Below are 21,010 nucleotides of genomic sequence, written 5' to 3' on the forward strand. Positions count from 1 at the left end.
CGCACGGAGCGCAGATCACGGTCGTCGGCGGTCTCAACCCTCCGCTCCTTGCCCCCTTCGTCGAGGCACCGCACCAGGGCACCGTGGACATCGACGTCGTCCTGGACCTCGCACCGGTCTACGACCGCGACGAGCAGGACTTCGGTTGGCTCGAGAGCGCATTGCTGAGCGCCGGGTTCGCCCCGGCGACGAACGGTCCGGCGTGGCGGTGGACCGTCCGACGCGAGGGCGTCGACGTCCACATCGACGTCCTCTGCGACGTCCTGGACAACCAAGGCCAGGAGCTGGCGCTGCCGGGGGCGCGGACGGTGACCGCCATGAACCTCATGGGCCCCTCGGCCGCACTGGCCGACGGGGTCCGGCGGCCGGTCACGGTGCTGGCCACTGATGACTTTGCTGAGACAGAGCTGCAGGTCCGCTACGCCGGGCTCGGCGGATACCTGCTCGCGAAGGCGACGGCCCTGCTGGGGCGACAGGCACTGAAGGACACCTACGACCTCGCATTCGTCATCCTGCATAATCCCGGCGGCCCGCGCGGAGCCGGCGTCGCCGCACGCCAGGCACTTCCACCGGACCGGGAGGCGTTCTTCGTCGCCTCGCTCCGCGGAGCCCTCACGCAGTTGCTCAACGTCGAGTCGCCTGCTCTGCATGCGTACGCCGAGCAGCGTGTACGCGACGGCATGGACGACGACCCGCTGACGATCCGTCTTGACGTCGCCGCCGCCGCGCGTTCCTGCCTCGCTGCCTTCGACGCCGCCGTTGCCGCTGAGTGACGAGGAATCACCGCCCGCGTCGCACCGTCAGACCGCTGGCCACTCCCACGCGTCCCGCAACCTCTTCCGCACCGCCTCCCCGCCCACGTCCTCCACGTACTCCCGCGGCCCCACGACCACCAGCAGCACCCGCGCCCGCGACAGCCCCGTGTACAGCACCGACCGCGCCCGCGCGGCATCCCGCACCCCGTTGACGGCCAGCACGACGACGGTCCGCTCGAGCCCCTTGAACCCGAGCACGTGCCCGTAGAACACGTCGTCACCGTCCAGGAACCCGTCCCAGTACGCGGCGTGTCCACCGCCGTCGACGGCCTCGACCTGCAGCGGGTGCCGGTGCCCGGTGGTCAGCAGCGCGACCTGCCCGGGTTCCCAGCCCTCGGCGAGCAGCGCGTCGACGGCGTCGTCCGCGGCCCCGACCGCGTCCTCGGCCGGAACGTCGACGACCCGCACCGGCGCCCCCGCCCACCCGCGTGGACGGGTCACGCCCTCGTGCAGCGCACCGCACAGCTGGGCGATCTGCTGGGTGGAGCGCAGGTTCTCGTCGAGCTCGACGACGGTCAGCTCGACGGGCGCGGTCCCGGTGCGCGGGAACACCCGCTGCCCGTCGTCGGAGAACACGGCCAGCCTGCCGGCGTCGGGGTCGCGCAGGCAGCGCAGCAGCGCGGGCCACCACGCGTCGCCGAAGTCCTGGGCCTCGTCGACGACGACGGCGTCGAACAGCTCGTCGGGCACGCGTGACGCGGCGAGGTCCCCGAGCTCGCGCGGCAGCCGCTCCTCCCAGTCGGTGGGGTCGGCGTCGTCACCGGGCGCGGCGCCCCAGCGCACGGGCAGCTCGTGGAACAGCCCCACGTACGCGGGCCGCTCCCTGGCGGGCCACGTCGCGCACGTCCGCTCCAGGTACCGCGCCAGCCCGCGGGAGTAGCACATGAGCGCCACGCGCTCCCCGGCGCGTGCCCGGCGGCGCGCGTGCTCCAGCGCCAGCCACGTCTTGCCCGTCCCCGCCCCGCCGACGACGTGCACGCGCCGCACCGCGTCGAGGTGGCGCATCGCGTGCGCCTGCTCGCGGGTCAGCCGGTCGAGGTGGTCCTCGTACTGCGCGGCCTGCGCGAGCGCCTCCGCCTGCGACGGGAACCCCCCGGTCAACCACTCGACCAGCGCGGCGGCCCCGGCCTCGTCGAGCGGAGCGTGCCCGGCGCCGTGCGTCTCGATGGCCCGGCGGATCGCGTGCACCGCCGGCCCGCCGTCGGTGATCTGCGCGCGGTCCAGCACCATCGCGCGTGGCACCTCCGGCGCGTCCCACACCGCCGGGACGAAGACGTGCGGCAACGCCACCAGGTGCGCGGTGCGCGTGCGCGCGGCGGCGAGCCCGTGCTGCTCGAGCAGCCGCAGCAGCGTGTGCTTGGCCGCCTGCACCTGCCCCACGGGGTCGATCCGGTGGCGCGACACCCCGGACCCCTGCCACCACGCGCCGTCCCCGCGCGAGACGTGCCCGCCCTTCACCTCGATCGCTGCGACCCCCACGCCCGGCCACACGATGAGCAGGTCGATCTCCCGCTCCGCGCCCCCGTCCTGCAGCGCCGTCCCCGCGAGCAGCACCGCGTGGTCGGGCAGGTGGTCACGCAGCACCTCCCACACGCGCCGCTCCGCCCCGCCGTCCTCGGGGAAGGCGGGGTGCTCCGGGTAGGTGCGTGGCACGGCGGCTCCAGGGCAGAGGGTCCGACGTGGGTATCGACACGACGCGGCGACGGGTCAACCCGGGCCACCCGTGTGCGCCGACGACGCGGGTGGGAGCACCCGTCCTGGGGACGGCCGGGGGACGGGCGGGTTGTCCACAGATCTGCACCGCGGGAACTGCGGACGGCGCGGAACCGGTACTTTTCCGGCATGCAGACAGGCACGCCCCGGTTTCCCGCTGCCATCGCCGCCGCAGCCGCCCTGGCGGCGGGGATGGCACTGGCTGGATGCACGAGCGGCGGGACGTCCAAGCCGACCATGACGCTGACAGCGACGGCGTCACCCACCACGAGCCCGACACCATCGCCGACTGAGGACGCAGCTACTCCGCCCGAGCGTCCCGAGGCGATGGGCACGCCGAGCGTCGAAGGCGCTGCAGCAGCCGCTGAGTACTTCATGGCGCTCTACACGTACGCACGTGTGACGGGTGACCCGTCGCTCCTGGCCGGGCTCTCAGGCCCCGACTGTGCAACGTGCACCGCGATCGTCGGCCAGGTGGATGCCGCGCGCGAGCAGGGGAACCATGCCGAGGGCTACGCGATCACGGTCCACCAGAGCAACCCGACGGAACTCGTGACCGGTGAGTCCTTCACCGTGGAACTCCACCTGACTGAAGGCTCCTCGGTGGTGCGCGACGAATCCGGGACAGTCGTGTCGGAGACCGCGGAGACGGACCGCGTTCTCCGCTTCGGACTCCGCTGGAGCGGCAATTGGATCGTCGAGGCGCTGGGCGTGGAGGCCGCCGGGTGAGCGGCGTCCTGGGAGCGTTCGTCCTCGCTGCAGCGCTCCTCGCTGCACCAGTCGGGGACGACCTCGGGACGGCCGGCACGGCCGGTAAGGGGCAGTTCGAGCTCTTCGCCGCGCGCGAGGCAGAACGCGCCGCAGCCGCCGCTCGCCGAGTCCCGCCCGAACTCCAGTTGGCGCAGTATGAGCGCGCGCCGCTCTGCCGAGAGGCAGCCGGGCTGTGGACTCGTGGCTCAGTGGACGGCAGCTGCCCGGAGCTCGCAAACCGCGCGGGCGCTCTTCGTGAGTGCGAGGAGGGCGATGAGATCGTCCTGCCGATGTGGCGTCAGGTCCGCGCGACTCCCGCCGATGCGTGGGGCCCATGGCAGCAGATTGACTCGGGCGGATGCGGCGTGGACCTGCTGCCCGAACTCACCGAGGCGGACTTCCGTCGGCTGCCCCTGCCCGCACCCACGCTCACGCTGCAGCCCGACCGCGGCTGGGTCCTGGTCAACATCGAGACCATCGTCCGCACCGACCCCACCCCGATCACCCTGCGCACCGACCTGCTCGGCATCGGCATCACCGTCGAGGCCACCCCCACCCTGTGGACCTACGACTTCGGTGACGGCCACACCCTCACCACCCGCTCCCCCGGCCACCCGTACCCCGACCACGACACGTTCCACGAGTACGAGAAGCCCGACCCCGCGCGCACGATCACCCTCACCGCGCAGTGGACCGGCCGCTACCAGGTCGACGGTTCGCCCGTCTGGCGTGACGTCGACGGCGTCGCCCTCACCACGACCACCAGCGCACCCTTCCGCGTCGAGGAACGCACCAGCCGACTCGTCGACCGACTGTGCACCGACAGGCCCAAGCCCCCAGACTGCTGACCGGCTCGCTCTGCTCGTCGGTACGCGCGTCGAGACGCTCTGCCATCGACCCCGAGCAACGAGCAGTGCGGCCGGTCACACAGGCCGCATCGACATACCGCTGTCGGCTCCCGACCACGCATTGCCAGTGGACCGGGCATCTCGCGCCAGCGCGCCGGCACCCGTGGCCAACGCCTGGTCAAGGACCGTCAGCACCAACGACACGTTGCCCAAGGCGTCCTGCACCATCCCCGAACCGAGCATCTGCCCGGTCGCGTAGCACTCAGCACCCACGACACCGGCGTGCTGGTCCAGCGCAGCCACGAAGTTCGCGACGTCAGCGGCGCCGACCTTGAGGTCCGTCACGGTGTTCCTCCCTGAGAGGTGGCAGGCGACTCATGGCGGACACTCGCCCTCGAAGGTCGGGCAGGGCAGTAGAAGGACGTCGGCCGTCCTGCATCGCGGTTCATCCGACCGGCTCCAGCGGCGGGACGAGCACGTCGTCCCTGTCCTTGCGCGCCAGCACTTCCAGGTCAGGGGCGGGGTCGAAGACAGCACGAGGGATGGTCAGGGTCTTGCAGTACTCGTCAGTGAGCTCGGAGCCGTCGGGGAGGAAGAACGGCTCGTGCGGCGGCCGACCTCTCGCCATCCGCCGCTCCCCGCTCTCGGTGAGCTCCAAGGGGTAGTAGCGAAGCAGGGGCCAGTCGTTCCCGTCGTCATAGGAAGGCAGCATCTCGACCGCATCCACGCACGCCGCAACATCCGCACCCTTCCCGTCGTCATCGACCTGTACCGCCACGGGAGCAACGGGCACGGGGCCGAGATAGACGCGTGGCGTGCCGTGCAGCAGATCTGCTTGGACACTCGTCGCAAAGCTGTCGATGGAGAAGCTGCTCCACGTCGAGGTGACCTCCGGCAGCGTGAAGTCGGCCTCGTTCGACGCCCACGCGAGAGCGAACTCCGCGTCCCGCACCGCCCTGATCCACTTGTCGGACTCGAGCGCCCCGGAAGGCGGGCCGTCCACCCACACGAGTTCCGGCTTGACAGCAGGTACCGCGTCGGTGGAGCTGCATGCAGTGAGAGAGGCGCACAGCATGGCGGCGGCAACCGCGCATCCCCAGGTGGGAAGTCGCCACCCCGTGAACGACTGACTGTCCGGCTGCGTCATCACCCGTTACTCCCTCGTGGCGTTGCGTCCGCACGTGCCGCCGCAGCGACGATCGCCTGATGCATCCCTTGAGCTGTGTCCTCGTACTGCCGATAGAACGTGGCACCGTCCGAGATTGCAGTCAGGGCGAGCTCGGAGTCGTTCCGAAGTTCCGGGCCATCCCACAAGCCGGTACGACGGAACGTTGCCGATGCCTCGGTGAAGTACTGCTGGATCGGATCTGCATGGGGATCGCGAATAGACACCCGGGCCGGAAGGTCAGGGGTCATCGACTGGACGATCTCCTTCTCGAGGTGACTGACAGCAGCATCCAGGCCGATGGCGACGATCGGATTCGAGACCCCGGTGAGCGCCAGGTTGACCGGCATCCTCCCGAGGCCCACTGCCGCGCGCACCTCATCGGAGAGGCGTTGATACTCCGCCTGATTCGCTCCGTTGATGGCACCCTCTGCCACACCCCAGACGACGGCGATCCGGTTGAGCGCCAGACTCGGCGACGCCCCAGATGTCGCCGCGTTCAGTGCGAGTGCTTCATATTGGACGAGTGCCTCACTCGTCCGGCTCAGACCCGCTGGCTGACTCGTTGCCGCCGCGAGTACTCGCACGAGGTCCTCACGACTGACCGCAGCAGCAACAGTCTTCTCCGCCACGAGCAACGAGGGGACGAACTCCCACGACCAGTTGCGGTTCGACGGGTCTCGCATGACGCCGACCTCGATCAATCCGTGAAGTTGCGCGGCGATTGCTTCCGCCATGCGCAGGGAGCCGAGGTTACTGATGTTCTCCGTGCTCGCCGCTGAGGGGTTCGCCGCCAGGTTCGCGAAAACGGCGTCGTTGATCGACGCAACCTGGTGAACGCCCAACAAGCCGTGCGACGTCTGGAGACCGGCCCATAGGCCACCGATCCCAGCGAACCCGTCGGAGTGTGGGAGCGACCAGTCCCGCTCCCCGAACCAGTAGTCGATGCGGGCGCGATCGAACGACGGAGCGTGGGTCACCCAGTCCACTGATCCACCCGTCAACCAGTCCCTCGCCTCCTGCGGGTACGTACCCAGGGTGGCGAAGACCGATGCTGCGGGATCGAGGTGAAGACGCTGTTCCGAGCCCGGATCCCCCGTCATCTCCATCCGGTAACCGAGCTTCTGCCCGCCACTCGCGAGCTTTCCATGCTCTTGCTCGTACGCGTCGAGGCGATCGGCGACGGCAACGGTCAGAACCGCGCTCATGCGCGCGCCATCCGGATCGGCGAACAGATAGTCGATCGCTCTCGCAGCGTGACCGTAGAGGTTGCTTGGGTCGAACAGACCGTCCGCGAACTTCTCCGCTTGGGCCGGCGACCACACTCGCGATCCACGAGCAAGGGCCGCGCGGATGCTCAGCGCAAGCTGCGTCGACGAGGCGTCATCGAGCGACGGGTGATCCGGGCGATCCGCCAGACCAGACGCCAGCGCCGCTGTTCGATCACCGCCGAGCGCCTCGAACAGCGCCGCCAACACCACGGCTGATCCGTCACCGTGAACGTCGAGGAAGTCCGACAGCATCCGGGCATCACGCTGGTTGTGACGACTGTCGGAGATCTTGATCCCCAGGCTGTAGAACCACAGCGCCATCTCTCGCGCCTGCTCGGCCGTCACCGTCCCGGCTCCCGTCGACGCAAGCGCCCGCACCAACGGCACGTCGACTACCGCGTCCACCGCAGTTCCGGGTGCGTAGCCGGTCATGACGTCGATCCCGACCAGCCGCGCAGCGGTCGCGCGGTCGAGCTCCTCCCGCTCGTCGCAGGACGCACGAAACGCCCGCAGCCCCGCGGCCGCGTCCTGCACCGCGGCCTGCCAGACCCGCAGCTCACCGGCCGCAGCCGGCACAGCCGGAAACGCCGGCACGTCGCTCCACGCCCACGGCACACTTACAGCACCACCGGCCAACGCTGCCGCCGCGTACCGCTCCCGCGCAGCCACCGCCCGGATCCGCGCGGTCGCCACCTCGTGCCGCGCGACCATCACCCGCCGCTCCAACCCACGCAGCGCCGCCCCGTACCCGGCCAGCACCTCCGCCACCTGCCGGCACCCGCCCGCCGCGTCATCCAGCCCCGCGGCCAGTCGCGCAGCCCGCTCCCCGAGCGCCACCGCCCACTGCCCCACCGACGCCGACACCAGCGCATCACCGGCAGCCCGCACCGCACCCGCCCGCGACGCGAACCGCTCCGCACGCGTCAGGTACCCGGCCACGAGATCGTCGATCGCACCGACGTCACCCGCCTCAGGCGAACGCTCGAGCACCCCGAGCTCCACGCGCCACCCCCTGCCACCACCGGACGAAACGGACACACCGTAGCGACCCGGCACCACCGCCCGTGGCCGTCATCCACAGGAGGCGACAGCAGAACACGCACCACCCCGCGACGGCCCGGCGCGCGGTCCCGCCGAACTCGGCACAGAGGGGGTGTCGTCGAGGAATGGGGCGAGGGAGGCGGGAAGACGTCACACCCCGGGCACCTAAGCGTCCGGATGCACCTTTTGGCGCGGTTCCTCCCCATGTGTGGATAAGTCTGTGGTCAAGCGTGAAGGTTGGCGTTCGACCCCCAGCAGCGAGTGCGCCAGCAGCGTCGCCCCCGCCACGGCGGCGGGCATCGTCGCCACCGCCCCGCCGGGCACCAGGAAGCACAGCTGCGTCGCGGCCCCGAACCCGACGGCCCGCCGCCGGTTCTCCCGCAGCAGCCGGTTCCGCTCGGCACGCAGCACACCCCGCGACACCAGCGCGCGCGTCGTCAGCTCGTGCGCGAGCACCCACCCGGTGAGCAGCAGCCCGGTGAGCCACCCGAGCACCCCGCCGACCAGCGGCACCAGGCCCACCACCCCGGCGAGCACCGCCACCACCAGACCGCGCAGCAGCAGCGCCAGCCCGTCCTCGGCCCCGCGCCAGAACCCGGTGTCCCCGGTGGGTACGGCACCGGTCTCGTCGGACTCCACCGCCCGCCAGATCCGGTCGTAGAACTTCTCGCCCACGGTCAGGGTCAGGGCGGTGAACGTCACGACGACGAGGACGACGGCCGCCGCCAGCACCAGGGTCTGTGCGGCGAGCAGCGCGGCGCGCTCCCAGAACGGCGTCCAGTCGTCGGCGAACGGCGTGAGCCACTCCCCCAGGGCACCGAGGTTGAGCACGAGCACGCCGATCGCGATGACGGCACCGACGCCGACGAGCGCGGCGGGCACCAGCCCGAGCGCCATCAGCCCCGGGCGTCGCCGCCAGTACCCCCACCCGCGCAGCAGCAGCCGCGCCCCGTCGAGTACGTCGTGCATGGTCCCGCAGCGTAGGGCCGCCGGCCCCTCTCAGCCGTCCGACGCGTCCCCCGCCCGCGCCTCCACCCGCGCGGCGGCACTCGCCTGCGACGACTTCCGCGTCACCAGGTGCAGCACCACCCCGACGGCCAGCAGCACACCGGCGAGCGCCCAGTGCTGCGGCTCCTGCCGGGTGAGCAGCAGCAGGCAGGACAGCACGGCGAGCACGGGCACGAACGTCGGCGCGCGGAAGTGGTCGTGCGGCACCGGGTCGCGCCGCAGCACCAGCACGGCGACGTTCGTCGAGAGGAACACGAACAGCAGGAGCAGCACGACGGTCGACGCGAGGTCGACGAGCTCACCGGTGACGGCGAGGAGGATCGCGACGAGCGTGGTGACGACGATCGCGACGCCGGGAGTACGCCGCTTGGGCAGGACGCGCGCGAGCGGCCCGGGCAGCAGGCCGCGCCCGGCCATGCCGTACGCCAGGCGTGACGCCATGATCATCGTCAGCAGCGCGCCGTTGGCGACGGCGACGAGCGCGACGACGGCGAAGACCTTGGGCGGCACGACGCCGGCGACCTCGACGACCTCGAGCAGCGGGCCGGTCGACTCGGCCAACGTCCCGGGCGCTACGACGGCGGGCGCGACGAACCCCAGCAGCAGGTACACGACACCGGCGGTGAGCAGCGACCCGAACAGCGCGCGCGGGTACACGCGCGAGACGTCGGTGATCTCCTCGGCGAGGTTGGCGGACGTCTCGAAGCCGACGAACGAGTAGTACGCGATGAGCGCGGACCCCAGGACGGCTACCCACACGCCGGTCTCGGCGGGGGCCTCGAACGCGCCGCCCAGGTCGGCGTCGCCGCGCCCGATCACCCAGGCGCCGAGCACGATGACGACGACGAGCCCGGTGGTCTCGATGAGCGTCATGACGATGTTGGCGCGCAGCGACTCCTTGATGCCCCACGCGTTCGTGAGCGCGACGAGCACGAGGAAGACGACGGCGGCCGGCACCTGCGGCACGTCGAGGAACGCGGCGAGGTACTCGCCGGTGAAGGCGAGCGACAGCCCGGCGGCGGAGACGACGCCGGCGGCGAGCATGCAGAACCCGACGAGGAACGCGACGAGCGGGCTGCGGTACGCCTTCTCGGCGAACACGGCGGACCCGCCGGCCTTCGGGTACTTGGTGACGAGCTCGGCGTACGAGAACGCGGTGAGCAGCGCCATGACTAGCGCGACGGCGAACGCGAGCCACACCAGCCCGCCGGCCTGGCCGGCCATCTCGCCGATGAGCGCGTACACCCCGGCGCCGAGCACGTCACCGAGGATGAACAGGAAGAGCAGGGGCCCGGTGACGGCGCGCTTCAGCGTGGGGGCGCTCGTGGTGGTCGTCTCGCTGGTCACCCGTCCGAGTGTGCGACCGGGCGCCGCGACGCGCGCGTCGAACGACGCGTCACCCGGCGCGCGACGCCGACGGCACGTCGCCCGGGGACGAGCGCCGCCGCCGCGCCGCCTCCGTGACCAGCCATATCCCCACCACGACGGCCACGAGCCCCGCGGTCGCCGCGAGCTGGGCGCGCGCCGCGGCGTCCCACAGCATGAGCACGACGACCCCGCCGAGCCCCGCGAGCGTCACCCACGTCAGCCACGGGTACCCCCACATCCGCAGCGGCAGCCCCTCGGCCCCCGCGGCAGCCACCAGCCGGGGCCGCAGCCGCAGCTGCGAGACGGCGACCAGCACCCACACCACCAGGAGCGACGCACCGGCGGCGTTGAGCAGGATCCCCAGCAGCGCGTCGGGCAGCAGCCAGTTGAGCGCGACGGCGACGAGCGCGAGCACGACCGACACGACGACGGCCACCCACGGCACGTCGCGCCGCGAGACCCGCTGCAGCACGCGCGGCCCGTCGCCGCGCCCCGCGAGGGAGAACGCCATGCGCGACGTCGCATAGATGTTGGCGTTGAACGCGGACAGCAGCGCCAGGACGACGACGACCTCCATGAGCCGCGCGGCACCCGCGAGCCCCGCGAGGTCGAGGACGGCGACGAACGGCCCCTCGACGAGCGCCGGGGAGTCCCACGGCAGCACGAGCACCATGACGCCGACGGCCCCGACGTAGAACAGCAGGATCCGCCACACGATCGACCGCGTGGCGCGTGCGACAGCCCGCTGCGGGTCCGCGGCCTCGGCCGACGCGATGGTGACGATCTCGATGCCGCCGAACGCGAACACCACCACCAGCAGCCCGGCGGCGACCCCCGCCGCACCGGTCGGCGCGAACCCGCCGTGGCCCAGGAGGTTGGCCGTCCCGACGGGCGACGTCCCCGGCAGCCACCCCAGCACGAGCGCCGCACCGACGACGAGGAAGCCGACGATCGCGACGACCTTGACGAGCGCGAACCAGAACTCGAACTCCCCGAACTGCCGCACGCCGACCAGGTTGACGACCGCGAACACCGCGACGACCGCGAGCGCGACCCCCCACTGCGGCACCCCCGGCAACCACCCGGTGACGATGCGCGCGACGCCGGTGACCTCGACGCCCAGCACCATGACGAGCGTGAACCAGTAGACCCACCCGAGCGTGAACCCCGCCCAGCGGCCCAGGGCCAGCTCCGCGTACACCGAGAACGACCCGGACGCGGGCACGGCCGACGCCATCTCCGCGAGCATGCGCATGACGAGCACGACGAGCAGCCCGGCGACCGCGTACGACACGAGCACGGCCGGCCCGGCCACCGCGATCCCGACGCCGCTGCCGAGGAACAGCCCGGCACCGATCGCCGAGCCCAGACCCATCATCGTCAGGTGCCGGGTGCGCAGCCCGTGGCCGAGGGCGCGGTCGGTGTCGGTGGCCGCGGCGGGCACGGGGGCGGGCGCGCCGGTGCCCGGCAGGTCGGGTGCGGACGTCATGCGGTGAGGACCTCGGCTCGTCGGGGTGCGGCCGGCGGGCCGTCCGACAACGGTAACCGCGGCGCTGCGGGCGACGGCGGCCAGGGGTCCCAGGACGGGCCGGCCGGGGCCGGGCTGCTCAGTCCAGCGGTGCGGACCACCGCAGCAGCGCCCCGCGCCCGGACGGCGGCCGCAGCAGCGCGAACGACCCGCCGGACTCCTCGGCACGCTGCGCGAGGTTCCGGGTCCCGGACGCCCGCGCGGGGGCGGGCGGCACGCCGACCCCGTCGTCCTCGACCTCGACGACGACCTCGCCCGGCTGCCCGGTCGTGACCTCGAGCCGCACGGACACGGCCTGCGAGCGGGCGTGGCGCGCGACGTTCGACAGTCCCTCGCGCACCACGGCGACGACATTGTTGGCGCGGCCGGGCGCGACGACGTCGTCGATGCCGCCCGCCTCGACGCGGTCGCCGGCGATCGCCTCGACGAGCCGGCCGTCGACCCGCACGGTGAGCTGCGGCGCGAAGCCGAGCGACGAGCGGGCGAGCTCGACCTCGGCGACGACCCGCTCGACGAGCGGGATCGTCGCGCCGGGGTCGTCGAGGGTCCGCACGATGACGCGGATCTGCCGGATGCCGGCGTCGACGTGCGCGACGACCTGTTCCAGGGCCTGCGACACCTCCGGCGAGACGGGGCCCGACGGGTCGGCGCGCAGCGCCTCGACCTGCATCCCGGCGGCGAAGAGCTGCTGGATGGCCAGGTCGTGCAGGTCCCGGGCGATGCGGGTGCGCTCGTCGCGGACCGCGGCGGTGCCCCGCAGCCGGGCGGCCTCCCCGAGGACGAAGGCCAGTGCCGCCTGCCGCGCGAACGACTGCGCGAGGTCCAGGTCGTCGTCGGTGAACGGCGCGGCACCGGAGCGTCGCAGCAGCGTGAGGACCCCCATCCCCTGCCCGTGGGCGTGCAGCGGGGCGAGCAGCCCGGGCCCGTACCCGGTGAAGGCGTCCGCACCGTCGGCGCTCACGTCGGCGACGAGGGCACCGGCGCCCTCGTCGTACGCCGCGCGGACCCGCGGGTGCGCGCTCATGTCCGCACCGAGCATCGTGCGGCCCGCGGGTGTGACGATCTCGACGAGCAGCTCGGCGTCGGCGCCGGGCAGCACGATCGCAGCGACGTGCGCGCCGGCGACCTGCACGGCCGCGTCGGCGACCCGCTCGAGGACGTCCTCGGCGTCGGCACCCTCCAGCAGCATCGTGGAGATCTCCTGCGCGGCGGCGAGCCAGCGCCGACGGCGGACCTCCAGGTCGTACGACTGCGAGTTGTGCACGGCGATGGCGGCGGCGGCGGCCAGGGACAGCACGACGCCCTCGTCGTCCTCGTCGAACCCGCCGGCCTTCTCGGACAGGTACAGCGTGCCGAACCGCTCGCCGCGCACGCGCACGGCCGCCCCGAGGAACGAGCCCATCGGCGGGTGCCCCGGCGGCAGGCCCCGGAAGTCGGGGTGGTGCGTGAGGTCCTCGAGGCGCAGGACGCCCTCGTCGGGGATCGCGCCGAGCACCCCCCAGGCGTGCGGCGGGTGGCCCAGCGCGGCGACGACGGACTCCTCGACGCCGCTCTGCACGAACTCGACCGACGCGCCGGCCTCGTCGACGATGTTGATGGCGCCGTAGCGCGCCCCGGTGAGGCCGGTGCTGGCCGCGACGAACCGTTCCAGCAGGCTGCGGGTGTCCAGGTCCCCCGCCATGTCGAGGATCGCCGACAGGAGCGCGGACGTGACGTCCTCCTGCGTCCGCACCGGGACTGCTGCCTGGGTCACGACTTCCTCCTGCTCGGGCGACGCCCCCAGGATAGGAGTCATGGGACCTAGGTCCTAGTGGCCGGGACGGTCCGGCCCTCGCGAGGCTCCGGCAGGAGGCGACCCGCACAGCCCGTGCGGGCGCCCCCCGCCGACGACGAGGCCGCCCTCGGTCAGCGGTCGCTGCGCGTCGCCTCGACGAGCCACATGCGCGCGTCCCCGACGAGCGCGGGATCGGTCAGCGGCGGCACGGGGCGCCCGTGGCGCTCGGCGAGCTCGTCGGCCGTCGTGACCTGCGCGTCCCAGCCGTGCCGGGCGGCCCACGCGACGGGGTCGTCGAGCGTGGACGACCACGTCGCGTTGAACCGCTCGAGCCGCCGCCACACCTCCTGCATCTGCGGCAGGTCGACGTACGCCTGGTTGGCGTGCTCGAAGCCCAGGCTGCTGCCCGGTGCGGACAGCTCGCCCAGCTCGGCGAGCAGCGTGTCGTTGGCGCCCGTGTCGAGGTACATCAGCAGCCCCTCGACGAGCCACGCGGTGGGCTGCTCCGGGTCGAACCCGGCGTCGACGAGCGCGCTGCGCCAGTCGTCACGCAGGTCGACGGGCAGCACGACGCGGTCGCACGCCGGGGTCGCGCGCCGGGCCCGCAGCACGGCCTCCTTGAACGCGACGAGGGCCGGCAGGTCGACCTCGAACAGCTGCGTGCCGTCGGGCCAGGTCAGCCGGAACGCGCGCGTGTCGAGCCCGGCGGCGAGCAGCACGACCTGCGTGCACCCGGCCGCGGCGGCGGCCTGCAGGTGGTCGTCGAAGAACCGGGTGCGCAGCGCGAAGTACTCCTGGTTCATGCGGCCCGCGTCGGCCACCTGGATCCAGCCGACCGCGTCGACGAGGTGGGCGGCGAGCGGGTCGGCGAACAGCCGGTCGGGGCGCGCGTCCTCCGTGGCACGCGCCTGCGCGATGATGACGGCGGTCCTGCTGACGCCGGTCGTGGGTCGGGTCGCGGTGGTCACCGGGTTGCCTCCTGCAGTGGTCGGAACATGGCGGGGTCGAGTCCGTCGACGGTCAGCCGGTAGGTGGCACGCAGCACGACGCGCTCGAACGCCGCGGCGATGAACGCGTCGCGCAGCGCGCACGCGACGGGCCCGCGGCGCCGCAGCAGGTCGCCGTTGAACCGGGAGCGGCGCACCATCGCGGCGGTGCGCGGGCCGCGCTCCTCCTCGTAGCGGCGCAGCGCGACCGGTGCGGGCGCCGCGGTCAGGTGCCGGGCGAGGACGAGGGCGTCCTCCAGGCCCTGCGCGGCGCCCTGGCCGAGGTTGAACGTCATGGCGTGCGCGGCGTCGCCCGCGAGCGTCACGCGCCCGGCACCCCAGCGCTGCGTGGGCTCGCGGTCGAACACGTCGGTGGGGCGCAGCGCGTGCTCGGGTGTCGCGGCGACCAGGCCGCGCGCCGGGCCGGGCCACCCCGCGAACGCGCGCAGCAGCATCTCGCGCGGGCTCGTCGCCCCGGACCCTGCGCGTCGCGCGGCCTCGGGCCCGACGATCCCGTCCCAGTACACGAGGTCGTCCGCCAGGCGGTAGTACACGAACCAGACCCCGCGGCCGAGGGTGTTGACGAAGACCCCGTCGTCCACGTCGAGGTCACCGACCGGCACGACCCCCTGCCACGCGGTGTACCCGGCGTACCGCGGCGCACCCTCGTGCGGGTGCAGCCGCCGTCGCACGGTCGAGCGCAGCCCGTCGGCGCCCACGAGCACGTCGGCCGGCAGGTGCGTGCCGTCCGCGAGGTGCACGACGACGCCGTCGTCCCGCTCGTCCCAGCCGGTGCACGCCACACCCGTCACCAGGTCGTCACCGACGCGCGCGGCGAGCGCCGCGTGCAGGTCGGCACGCAGCACCGACAGCACGGGTGCGCCGTACCGCGGCGCGTGCTCGGCCAGCGGCCACCGCGCCAGCACACCGCGGCGCGGCGAGCGGAACTCGTACGCGCCCAGCGGGCGGCCGATCCGCTCGAGCTCCTCGCCCAGGCCCAGCGCCCGCAGCGCGAGCACCGCGTTGTGCCACAGCACCAGCGCGTTGCCGCCCTGCGCGCCGGCCCGGTCGGCGCGCTCGAGCACGCGCACCCGGATCCCGGCGTGCCGCAGCGCCACCGCGGCCGCCAGGCCGGCGACGCCGCCGCCGGCCACGACCACGTCGCGGGTGCCGCCCGGCCCGTCCTGCGTGTGTGCGTCCATGCCCGGCGACGTTACGGAGCACGCCCGCGGCACGTCGTCCCCCGCGGTGACGAGGTCGCACGCCCCCCGCCGAGAGGAGGTCCCCCGCACGGGCGGGCGGCGAACTCGTCACCGCGGGGGAAGACCCGGCCGCGGGCGCTCCGTGAGGCTGCTGGGCGTCCACCCGATCACCACGACACCCTGGGAGCACCCCATGCAGCGGTACGCGCTCACCTTCCGCGTGAAGCCCGGCAGCCAGGAGAAGGTCAAGCAGCTCCTCGCCGACTACGACCCCCCGCAGTGGCGCACCGAGGACGGCGCGCTGCTGCTCGGCACGTCGATCTTCATGAAGGACGACGTGGTCGTCCGGTTCGTCGAGGTCGAGGGCAACATCGGCCGGATCATGGCGCACCTGTCCAAGCAGCCGAGCATCCAGCAGCTCGAGCGCGACCTCGACGAGCACCTGCTCGAACCGCGCGACATGAGCACCCCGCAGTCGGCGCGGGCGTTCTTCCAGACGGCCATGATGGAGCACGTCACGACGCGCGTCGCGGACGCCGAGGTGCTCGCCGGATGACCGGCGGGACGTTCCTCGTCACCGGGGCCACGGGCCGCCTGGGGCCGGCCACGGTCGCGGCGCTCGCCGCGCGCGGCGACCGGCTCCTGCTCACCGGGCGCGACCCGGCCCGCCTCGCGCGGCTGGCCGACGAGGTCGGCGTCCCGGGCCGCGTCGAGACGTTCGTCGCCGACCCGTCGGACCCGACCGACGCGCAGCGGGCCGCCGCCCACGCGGTCGAGCGGTTCGACGGGCTCACGGGCCTCGTGCACCTCGTCGGGCACTTCGTGCCCGGGCCGCTGATGCTCACCGACGTCGGCGACTACCGCACCCTGATGGACGACAACTTCCTGTCCGCCGTCGTGGCGACGCAGGCCGTGCTCCCCCACCTGGGCGCGGGCGGGCGGCTCGTGTACTTCACGTCACCGCTGGTCGCCGAGCCGCTCGCGGGCCTGTCCGCGTACGCCGCGAGCAAGGCCGCGCTCACGACGTGGGTGCGGTCCGTCGCGCACGAGGTCAAGGGCCGCGGCATCCACGCCAACGCGGTGTCCCTCACGATCGCCGACACCCCGGCGATGCGCGAGGAGCGCCCCGGCATCGACCTCGACCACACGGTGCGCCCCGAGCACGTCGCGTACGCCGTGCGGTTCCTCACGGGCCCGGAGTCCGAGGGGATGTACGGCGCGGTCGTGCCCGTGCACGGGCGGTTCGGCTTCAGCTCGGCGCTCGCGGGCGGCCCGCCCGCGGCGGCGGCACGACGCCCGGACGTGGCACCCGCCGCGCCCGCCGCACGCCCCGCCCCGGTCGGGCGCCCGGACGCCGCGCTCGCCGGACGGCCCGCCTGATGGCCGCCCGTGGACGCGTCGTCTTCCTCGTGCGCGTCGCGCCCGAGAAGGCGGACGCGTTCCTGGCGGCGTACGAGCAGGTCCGGCACGACGTCGCGCGCGGCGTGCCGGGCCACGTCCGGGACCAGGTGTGCCGCAGCGCCACCGACCCCGAGCAGTGGCTCATCACCAGCGAGTGGGACGCGCTCGAGGACTTCGAGGCCTGGGAGCGCAGCCCCGAGCACGTCGACCTCGTCCGCCCGCTGCGCGCGTGCTTCACCGACGCGCGGTCGCTGCGCTTCACGGTCGTCGCCGAGACGACGCGCGCCACCCCCGCACCGCTCCCCGTTCCCTGACCCTGCACCGGGCCACGCCCGGCACCCCCGCGACAAGGAGACCGACATGACCACCTCCGCCTCCCGCACCCTCACCGACACGGACTTCGCCGCGCTCCTGCACGGCGTGGGCCTCGACCGCCGCCGCGGCCCCGAGTCGTGGTCGACCACGTTCGCCGACCTCGACCTGGACTCCCTGGCCCGCGTCGAGCTCGCGAGCCGCATCAAGGGACGCCTCGGGGTGGAGGTCGAGGACCGCGTCACCGCCGACAGCACGCCGGCGGAGGTCCTCGACCTCGTCAACGACCTCGCCGGCGCCCGGGCGGGTCTGGCGTGAGCGGGCACGTCGGGCACACCGAGAACAGCGTCGACATCGACGCGCCGCTGGGGTTCGTGTGGGCCGTCACCAACGACCTGCCGCGCTGGCCGGACCTGTTCTCCGAGTACGCGTCGGTCGAGGTGCTGGAGCGTGACGGCGACACCGTGACGTTCCGCCTCACGATGCACCCGGACGCGGACGGCACCGTCTGGTCCTGGGTGTCGCGCCGCTACGCCGACCGGGCCGCGCGCCGCGTGCGCGCCCACCGCGTCGAGACCGGCCCGTTCGAGTTCATGGACATCGAGTGGACCTACGAGGAGCTGGCACCGGACCGCACGCGCATGCGCTGGGTGCAGGACTTCCGCATGAAGCCCACCGCACCCGTCGACACCGCGTGGATGACGCAGAACATCGACACGCGCTCGCCGCAGCAGATGGCGCTCATCAAGGCGCGGATCGAGGCGGACCGCCGGCGCGTGGTGGGCCCGCAGGACGTACCGGCCAACGTGCGCCGCGGCGGCACGATCCGCACGCTCGTCACGCCCGGCACCGTCGGGTCGTCAGCGGGGTTCTGCGGCACGGTCGACCTCGAGCCGGGCGAGTCCGTCGCCGAGCACTTCCACCCGTACTCCGAGGAGTTCGTGCACGTCGTGTCGGGCACGCTGCGGATCGACCTCGACGACGAGCCGCACGTGGTCCCGCCGGGGCACGCCGTGCTCGTGCCGCGCAACGTGCGGCACCGGCTGACGGCCACGGACGGGCCGGTGCACGCCGTGTTCGCGCTCGGGCCGCTCGCACCGTCGCCCGAGCTCGGGCACGTCGACACCGAGGCCGGCCCGCACGAGCGGTTCCCCGGCGAGCGGTCCCGCCACGACGACGCCATGGTGCGTGCCCGATGACCGGCCTGCACCGCGTCGTCGTCACGGGCATCGGCGTGGTCGCGCCCGGCGGGGCGACGCGCGAGGACTTCTGGCAGCGGATCGTCTCGGGCAAGCCCGCGGTGCGCCGGGTCACCGCGTTCGACCCGGAGCCGTTCCGCTCCCGCATCGCGGCCGAGTGCGACTTCGACCCGGCCGCGTACGGCCTGACACCGCGCGACGTGCGGCGCACCGACCGGTTCGTGCAGCTCGCCCTCGCGTCGGCCGACGAGGCCGTGCGCGACAGCGGCCTGGACCTGGCGGCGGTCGACCTGGACCGCACGGGCGTCAGCCTGGGCACCGCGGTCGGCTCGTCGATCACGCTGGAGGACGAGTACGTCGTCGTCAGCGACCGGGGCCGCGACTGGGCCGTGCACGCCGACCACGCCATGCCGTTCCTGCACGACGCGCTCGTGCCGTCCAACGCGGCCGCCGAGCTCGCGGCCCGCTACGGCGCCCGCGCGCAGGCCACGGTCGTGTCCACCGGCTGCACGTCGGGCATCGACTCGATCGGCCACGCGTACCGGCTGATCCAGGACGGCGAGGCGGACGTCATGGTCGCCGGGGCGTCCGACGCACCGATCACGCCCATCACCGTGGCGTGCTTCGACGCGATCCGCGCCACCACGCCGCACGACGGCGACCCCGAGGAGGGCTCGCGGCCCTTCGACGCGGACCGGCAGGGCTTCGTCCTCGGCGAGGGCGCCGCCGTGCTCGTCCTGGAGCGCCTGGAGCACGCCGTGGCGCGCGGCGCGCGGATCTACTGCGAGGTCGGGGGGTACGCGTCGCGCGCCAACGGCTACCACATGACGGGTCTGCGGCCCGACGGCGTCGAGCTGGGCCTCGCGATCGAGGACGCGATGCGGCAGGCCGCCGTCGCGCCCGACGACCTCGGGTACATCAGCGCGCACGGCTCGGGCACGGTCCAGAACGACCGGCACGAGACCGCCGCGTACAAGCGGGCGCTGGGCGAGGCGGCGTGGACCACGCCGATCAGCTCGATCAAGTCGGTGGTCGGGCACTCGCTGGGCGCCATCGGCTCCATCGAGATGGCGGCGTGCGCGCTCGCGATCGACCGGGGCGTCGTCCCGCCGACCGCGAACCTCACGACGCCCGACCCCGAGTGCGACCTCGACTACACGCCGCTGCACAGCCGTGAGGCGGACGTGGCGCACGCGCTGTCGGTCGGCAGCGGGTTCGGCGGGTTCCAGTCCGCGATGGTCTTCTCCCGGGTGGGTGGTGCGTGATGACGGTGACGACGCAGCAGGGCGCGACGAGCGCGCAGGACGCGGCACGCCTGGCCGGCGGGCTGATCACCGGCATCGGCGTGGTCGCGCCCACGGGCATCGGGACCGACGCGCACTGGCGGGCGACCCTCGCCGGGGAGTCCCGCCTGGGGCACGTGCCGGCCGAGCGCGCGTACGCGGGCCTGACGACGCAGGTCGCCGGCCTGGTCGAGGGGTTCGACGAGGACGCGTTCGTCGAGAGCCGCATCCAGGTGCAGACCGACCGGTGGACGTGGATGGCGCTGGCCGCGACGCAGCTGGCGCTCGAGGACGCCGGGCTCGACCCCGCCGACCACGACCCGTACGGCCTGTCCGTCGTGACGGCCAGCGGCTCGGGCGGCAACGCGTTCGGGCAGCGGGAGATCCACGCCCTGTGGGGCCAGGGCCCGGAGTCGGTGAGCGCGTACCAGTCGATCGGCTGGTTCTACGCCGCCAGCAGCGGGCAGGTCTCGATCCGCGACCAGCTCAAGGGCCAGTGCGGGGTCGTCGTGTCCGACGGCGCCGGGGGCGTCGACGCGGCCGCGACGGCCAACCGGCTGCTGCGCCGCGGCACCGACGCGGTCGTCGTCGGCGGCACGGAGGCGGCGGTGTCCCCGTACGCGCTCGCGTGCCAGGCGGGGCGCCGCACGTGGAGCACCGACCCCGACCCGCGCCGGGCGTACCGGCCGTTCGCGCCCGACGCGGGCGGGTACGTGCCCGGTGAGGGCGGCGCGATGCTCGTCCTGGAGTCGCCCGCCTTCGCCGCCCGGCGCGGTGCGGGACGCGCGTACGCGCAGGTCGTCGCGACCGCATCGACGCACGACGGGCGCACGACGGCCCCCGGCACGGGCGACCACGGGCAGCTCGTGCGCGCCGTCGTGCTGGCCCTGCAGCGCGCGGGGCTGCGCGCGTCGGACGTCGACGTCGTCCTCGCCGACGGCGCGGGCGACCCCGCGGGCGACGCGGCCGAGCGTGCCGCGCTCGTCGAGGTGTTCGGCACGCGCGGCGTGCCCGTGAGCGTGCCGAAGACCATGACGGGCCGGCTGTGCTCGGGCGGCGCGGCGCTGGACCTCGCGTGGGCGGCGCTCGCGCTGCACCACGACGTGGTCCCGCCGTCCGTGGGCGTCGGGCCCGACCCCGCGCTCGACCTGGTCACCGAGCCCCGCGCGGGCACGGGCCTGCGCACGGCCCTCGTCGTCGCCCGCGGCCACGGCGGCTTCAACGCCGCCGCCGTCCTGCGCACCCCGGAGCCCTGACCCCGGCGGTGCGTGACGGGATCGCCCTCTCACCCGACGGTGAGAGGGCGATCTCGTGGCGTCTGCGGGCGCGCGAGAGCGGTCGGACCA

20 protein-coding genes are annotated in these 21,010 nt (G+C 73.6%); 10 read left to right on the forward strand and 10 right to left on the reverse strand.

Annotation, left to right across the window (positions count from 1 at the left end):
• The first annotated feature begins 83 nt into the window (after nt 1-83).
• Nucleotides 84-773, forward strand: coding sequence for a hypothetical protein (locus CFLA_RS16715; RefSeq protein WP_148234400.1), 690 nt, complete (start codon nt 84-86; stop codon nt 771-773).
• Between the two features lie 27 nt (nt 774-800).
• Here CFLA_RS16715 and CFLA_RS16720 read toward each other — a convergent pair whose 3' ends face one another.
• Nucleotides 801-2,468 carry an NERD domain-containing protein gene (locus tag CFLA_RS16720; protein WP_013118525.1) on the reverse strand — a complete coding sequence of 556 codons (1,668 nt, stop codon included), beginning with the start codon at nt 2,466-2,468 and terminating at the stop codon, nt 801-803.
• A 189-nt stretch (nt 2,469-2,657) separates the two neighbouring features.
• On the opposite strand from CFLA_RS16720, the gene CFLA_RS16725 reads away from it, so the two are divergent.
• Together CFLA_RS16725 and CFLA_RS16730 are read left to right on the forward strand one after the other, a co-directional pair.
• A complete protein-coding gene (locus CFLA_RS16725) occupies nt 2,658-3,257 on the forward strand; it encodes a DUF6318 family protein (protein ID WP_148234401.1) in 600 nt (199 codons plus the stop codon).
• Nucleotides 3,254-4,126 carry a hypothetical protein gene (locus CFLA_RS16730; RefSeq protein ID WP_013118527.1) on the forward strand — a complete coding sequence of 291 codons (873 nt, stop codon included), beginning with the start codon at nt 3,254-3,256 and terminating at the stop codon, nt 4,124-4,126. Before CFLA_RS16725 ends, CFLA_RS16730 begins: the two co-directional genes overlap by 4 nt.
• A gap of 75 nt (nt 4,127-4,201) precedes the next feature.
• Here CFLA_RS16730 and CFLA_RS16735 read toward each other — a convergent pair whose 3' ends face one another.
• The 9 genes from CFLA_RS16735 to CFLA_RS16780 form a co-directional block, all read right to left on the reverse strand.
• The gene (locus CFLA_RS16735; RefSeq protein WP_013118528.1) at nt 4,202-4,471 is read right to left on the reverse strand and encodes a hypothetical protein; all 270 of its coding nucleotides are present in this window, start codon (nt 4,469-4,471) and stop codon (nt 4,202-4,204) included.
• 100 nt (nt 4,472-4,571) lie between these two features.
• Nucleotides 4,572-5,273 (reverse strand): hypothetical protein, encoded by a 702-nt coding sequence (locus tag CFLA_RS16740; protein ID WP_013118529.1) that lies wholly within the window; start codon nt 5,271-5,273, stop codon nt 4,572-4,574.
• Nucleotides 5,273-7,564, reverse strand: coding sequence for a hypothetical protein (locus CFLA_RS16745; RefSeq protein ID WP_052302748.1), 2,292 nt, complete (start codon nt 7,562-7,564; stop codon nt 5,273-5,275). Before CFLA_RS16745 ends, CFLA_RS16740 begins: the two co-directional genes overlap by 1 nt.
• 204 nt (nt 7,565-7,768) lie before the next feature.
• Nucleotides 7,769-8,572, reverse strand: a complete 804-nt coding sequence (locus tag CFLA_RS16755) for an EI24 domain-containing protein (RefSeq protein ID WP_013118531.1) — start codon at nt 8,570-8,572, stop codon at nt 7,769-7,771.
• A 30-nt stretch (nt 8,573-8,602) separates the two neighbouring features.
• Complete coding sequence (locus CFLA_RS16760; protein WP_013118532.1) at nt 8,603-9,958, reverse strand: APC family permease; 1,356 nt, start codon at nt 9,956-9,958, stop codon at nt 8,603-8,605.
• A 49-nt stretch (nt 9,959-10,007) separates the two neighbouring features.
• Nucleotides 10,008-11,468, reverse strand: a complete 1,461-nt coding sequence (locus tag CFLA_RS16765; RefSeq protein ID WP_052302749.1) for an amino acid permease — start codon at nt 11,466-11,468, stop codon at nt 10,008-10,010.
• Nucleotides 11,469-11,586: 118 nt separating this feature from the next.
• On the reverse strand, nt 11,587-13,302 hold the full coding sequence (locus CFLA_RS16770; RefSeq protein ID WP_013118534.1) for a sensor histidine kinase: 1,716 nt from the start codon (nt 13,300-13,302) through the stop codon (nt 11,587-11,589).
• A 110-nt stretch (nt 13,303-13,412) separates the two neighbouring features.
• A complete protein-coding gene (locus CFLA_RS16775; RefSeq protein ID WP_013118535.1) occupies nt 13,413-14,249 on the reverse strand; it encodes an SAM-dependent methyltransferase in 837 nt (278 codons plus the stop codon).
• Nucleotides 14,246-15,469 carry an FAD-dependent oxidoreductase gene (locus CFLA_RS16780; protein WP_013118536.1) on the reverse strand — a complete coding sequence of 408 codons (1,224 nt, stop codon included), beginning with the start codon at nt 15,467-15,469 and terminating at the stop codon, nt 14,246-14,248. Before CFLA_RS16780 ends, CFLA_RS16775 begins: the two co-directional genes overlap by 4 nt.
• 142 nt (nt 15,470-15,611) lie before the next feature.
• On the opposite strand from CFLA_RS16780, the gene CFLA_RS16785 reads away from it, so the two are divergent.
• Genes CFLA_RS16785 through CFLA_RS16815 form a run of 7 tightly spaced genes read left to right on the forward strand, consistent with a single transcriptional unit; the run spans nt 15,612 to nt 20,920 of the window.
• On the forward strand, nt 15,612-16,025 hold the full coding sequence (locus CFLA_RS16785) for a SchA/CurD-like domain-containing protein (RefSeq protein ID WP_222836763.1): 414 nt from the start codon (nt 15,612-15,614) through the stop codon (nt 16,023-16,025).
• Nucleotides 16,022-16,849: an SDR family NAD(P)-dependent oxidoreductase gene (locus CFLA_RS16790; protein WP_013118538.1), complete on the forward strand. Its 828-nt coding sequence runs from the start codon at nt 16,022-16,024 to the stop codon at nt 16,847-16,849. Before CFLA_RS16785 ends, CFLA_RS16790 begins: the two co-directional genes overlap by 4 nt.
• Nucleotides 16,849-17,184, forward strand: a complete 336-nt coding sequence (locus CFLA_RS16795; RefSeq protein ID WP_013118539.1) for an antibiotic biosynthesis monooxygenase family protein — start codon at nt 16,849-16,851, stop codon at nt 17,182-17,184. Before CFLA_RS16790 ends, CFLA_RS16795 begins: the two co-directional genes overlap by 1 nt.
• A gap of 46 nt (nt 17,185-17,230) precedes the next feature.
• Nucleotides 17,231-17,500 (forward strand): acyl carrier protein, encoded by a 270-nt coding sequence (locus CFLA_RS16800; RefSeq protein WP_013118540.1) that lies wholly within the window; start codon nt 17,231-17,233, stop codon nt 17,498-17,500.
• Nucleotides 17,497-18,381, forward strand: a complete 885-nt coding sequence (locus CFLA_RS16805) for a cupin domain-containing protein (RefSeq protein ID WP_013118541.1) — start codon at nt 17,497-17,499, stop codon at nt 18,379-18,381. The genes CFLA_RS16800 and CFLA_RS16805 overlap by 4 nt, the downstream gene beginning before the upstream one ends.
• The gene (locus tag CFLA_RS16810; RefSeq protein ID WP_013118542.1) at nt 18,378-19,646 is read left to right on the forward strand and encodes a beta-ketoacyl-[acyl-carrier-protein] synthase family protein; all 1,269 of its coding nucleotides are present in this window, start codon (nt 18,378-18,380) and stop codon (nt 19,644-19,646) included. The genes CFLA_RS16805 and CFLA_RS16810 overlap by 4 nt, the downstream gene beginning before the upstream one ends.
• A complete protein-coding gene (locus CFLA_RS16815) occupies nt 19,646-20,920 on the forward strand; it encodes a beta-ketoacyl synthase N-terminal-like domain-containing protein (protein ID WP_013118543.1) in 1,275 nt (424 codons plus the stop codon). Before CFLA_RS16810 ends, CFLA_RS16815 begins: the two co-directional genes overlap by 1 nt.
• Nucleotides 20,921-21,010: the final 90 nt, after the last annotated feature.

The organism is Cellulomonas flavigena DSM 20109 (assembly GCF_000092865.1).
Classification (GTDB): Bacteria; Actinomycetota; Actinomycetes; order Actinomycetales; family Cellulomonadaceae; genus Cellulomonas; species Cellulomonas flavigena.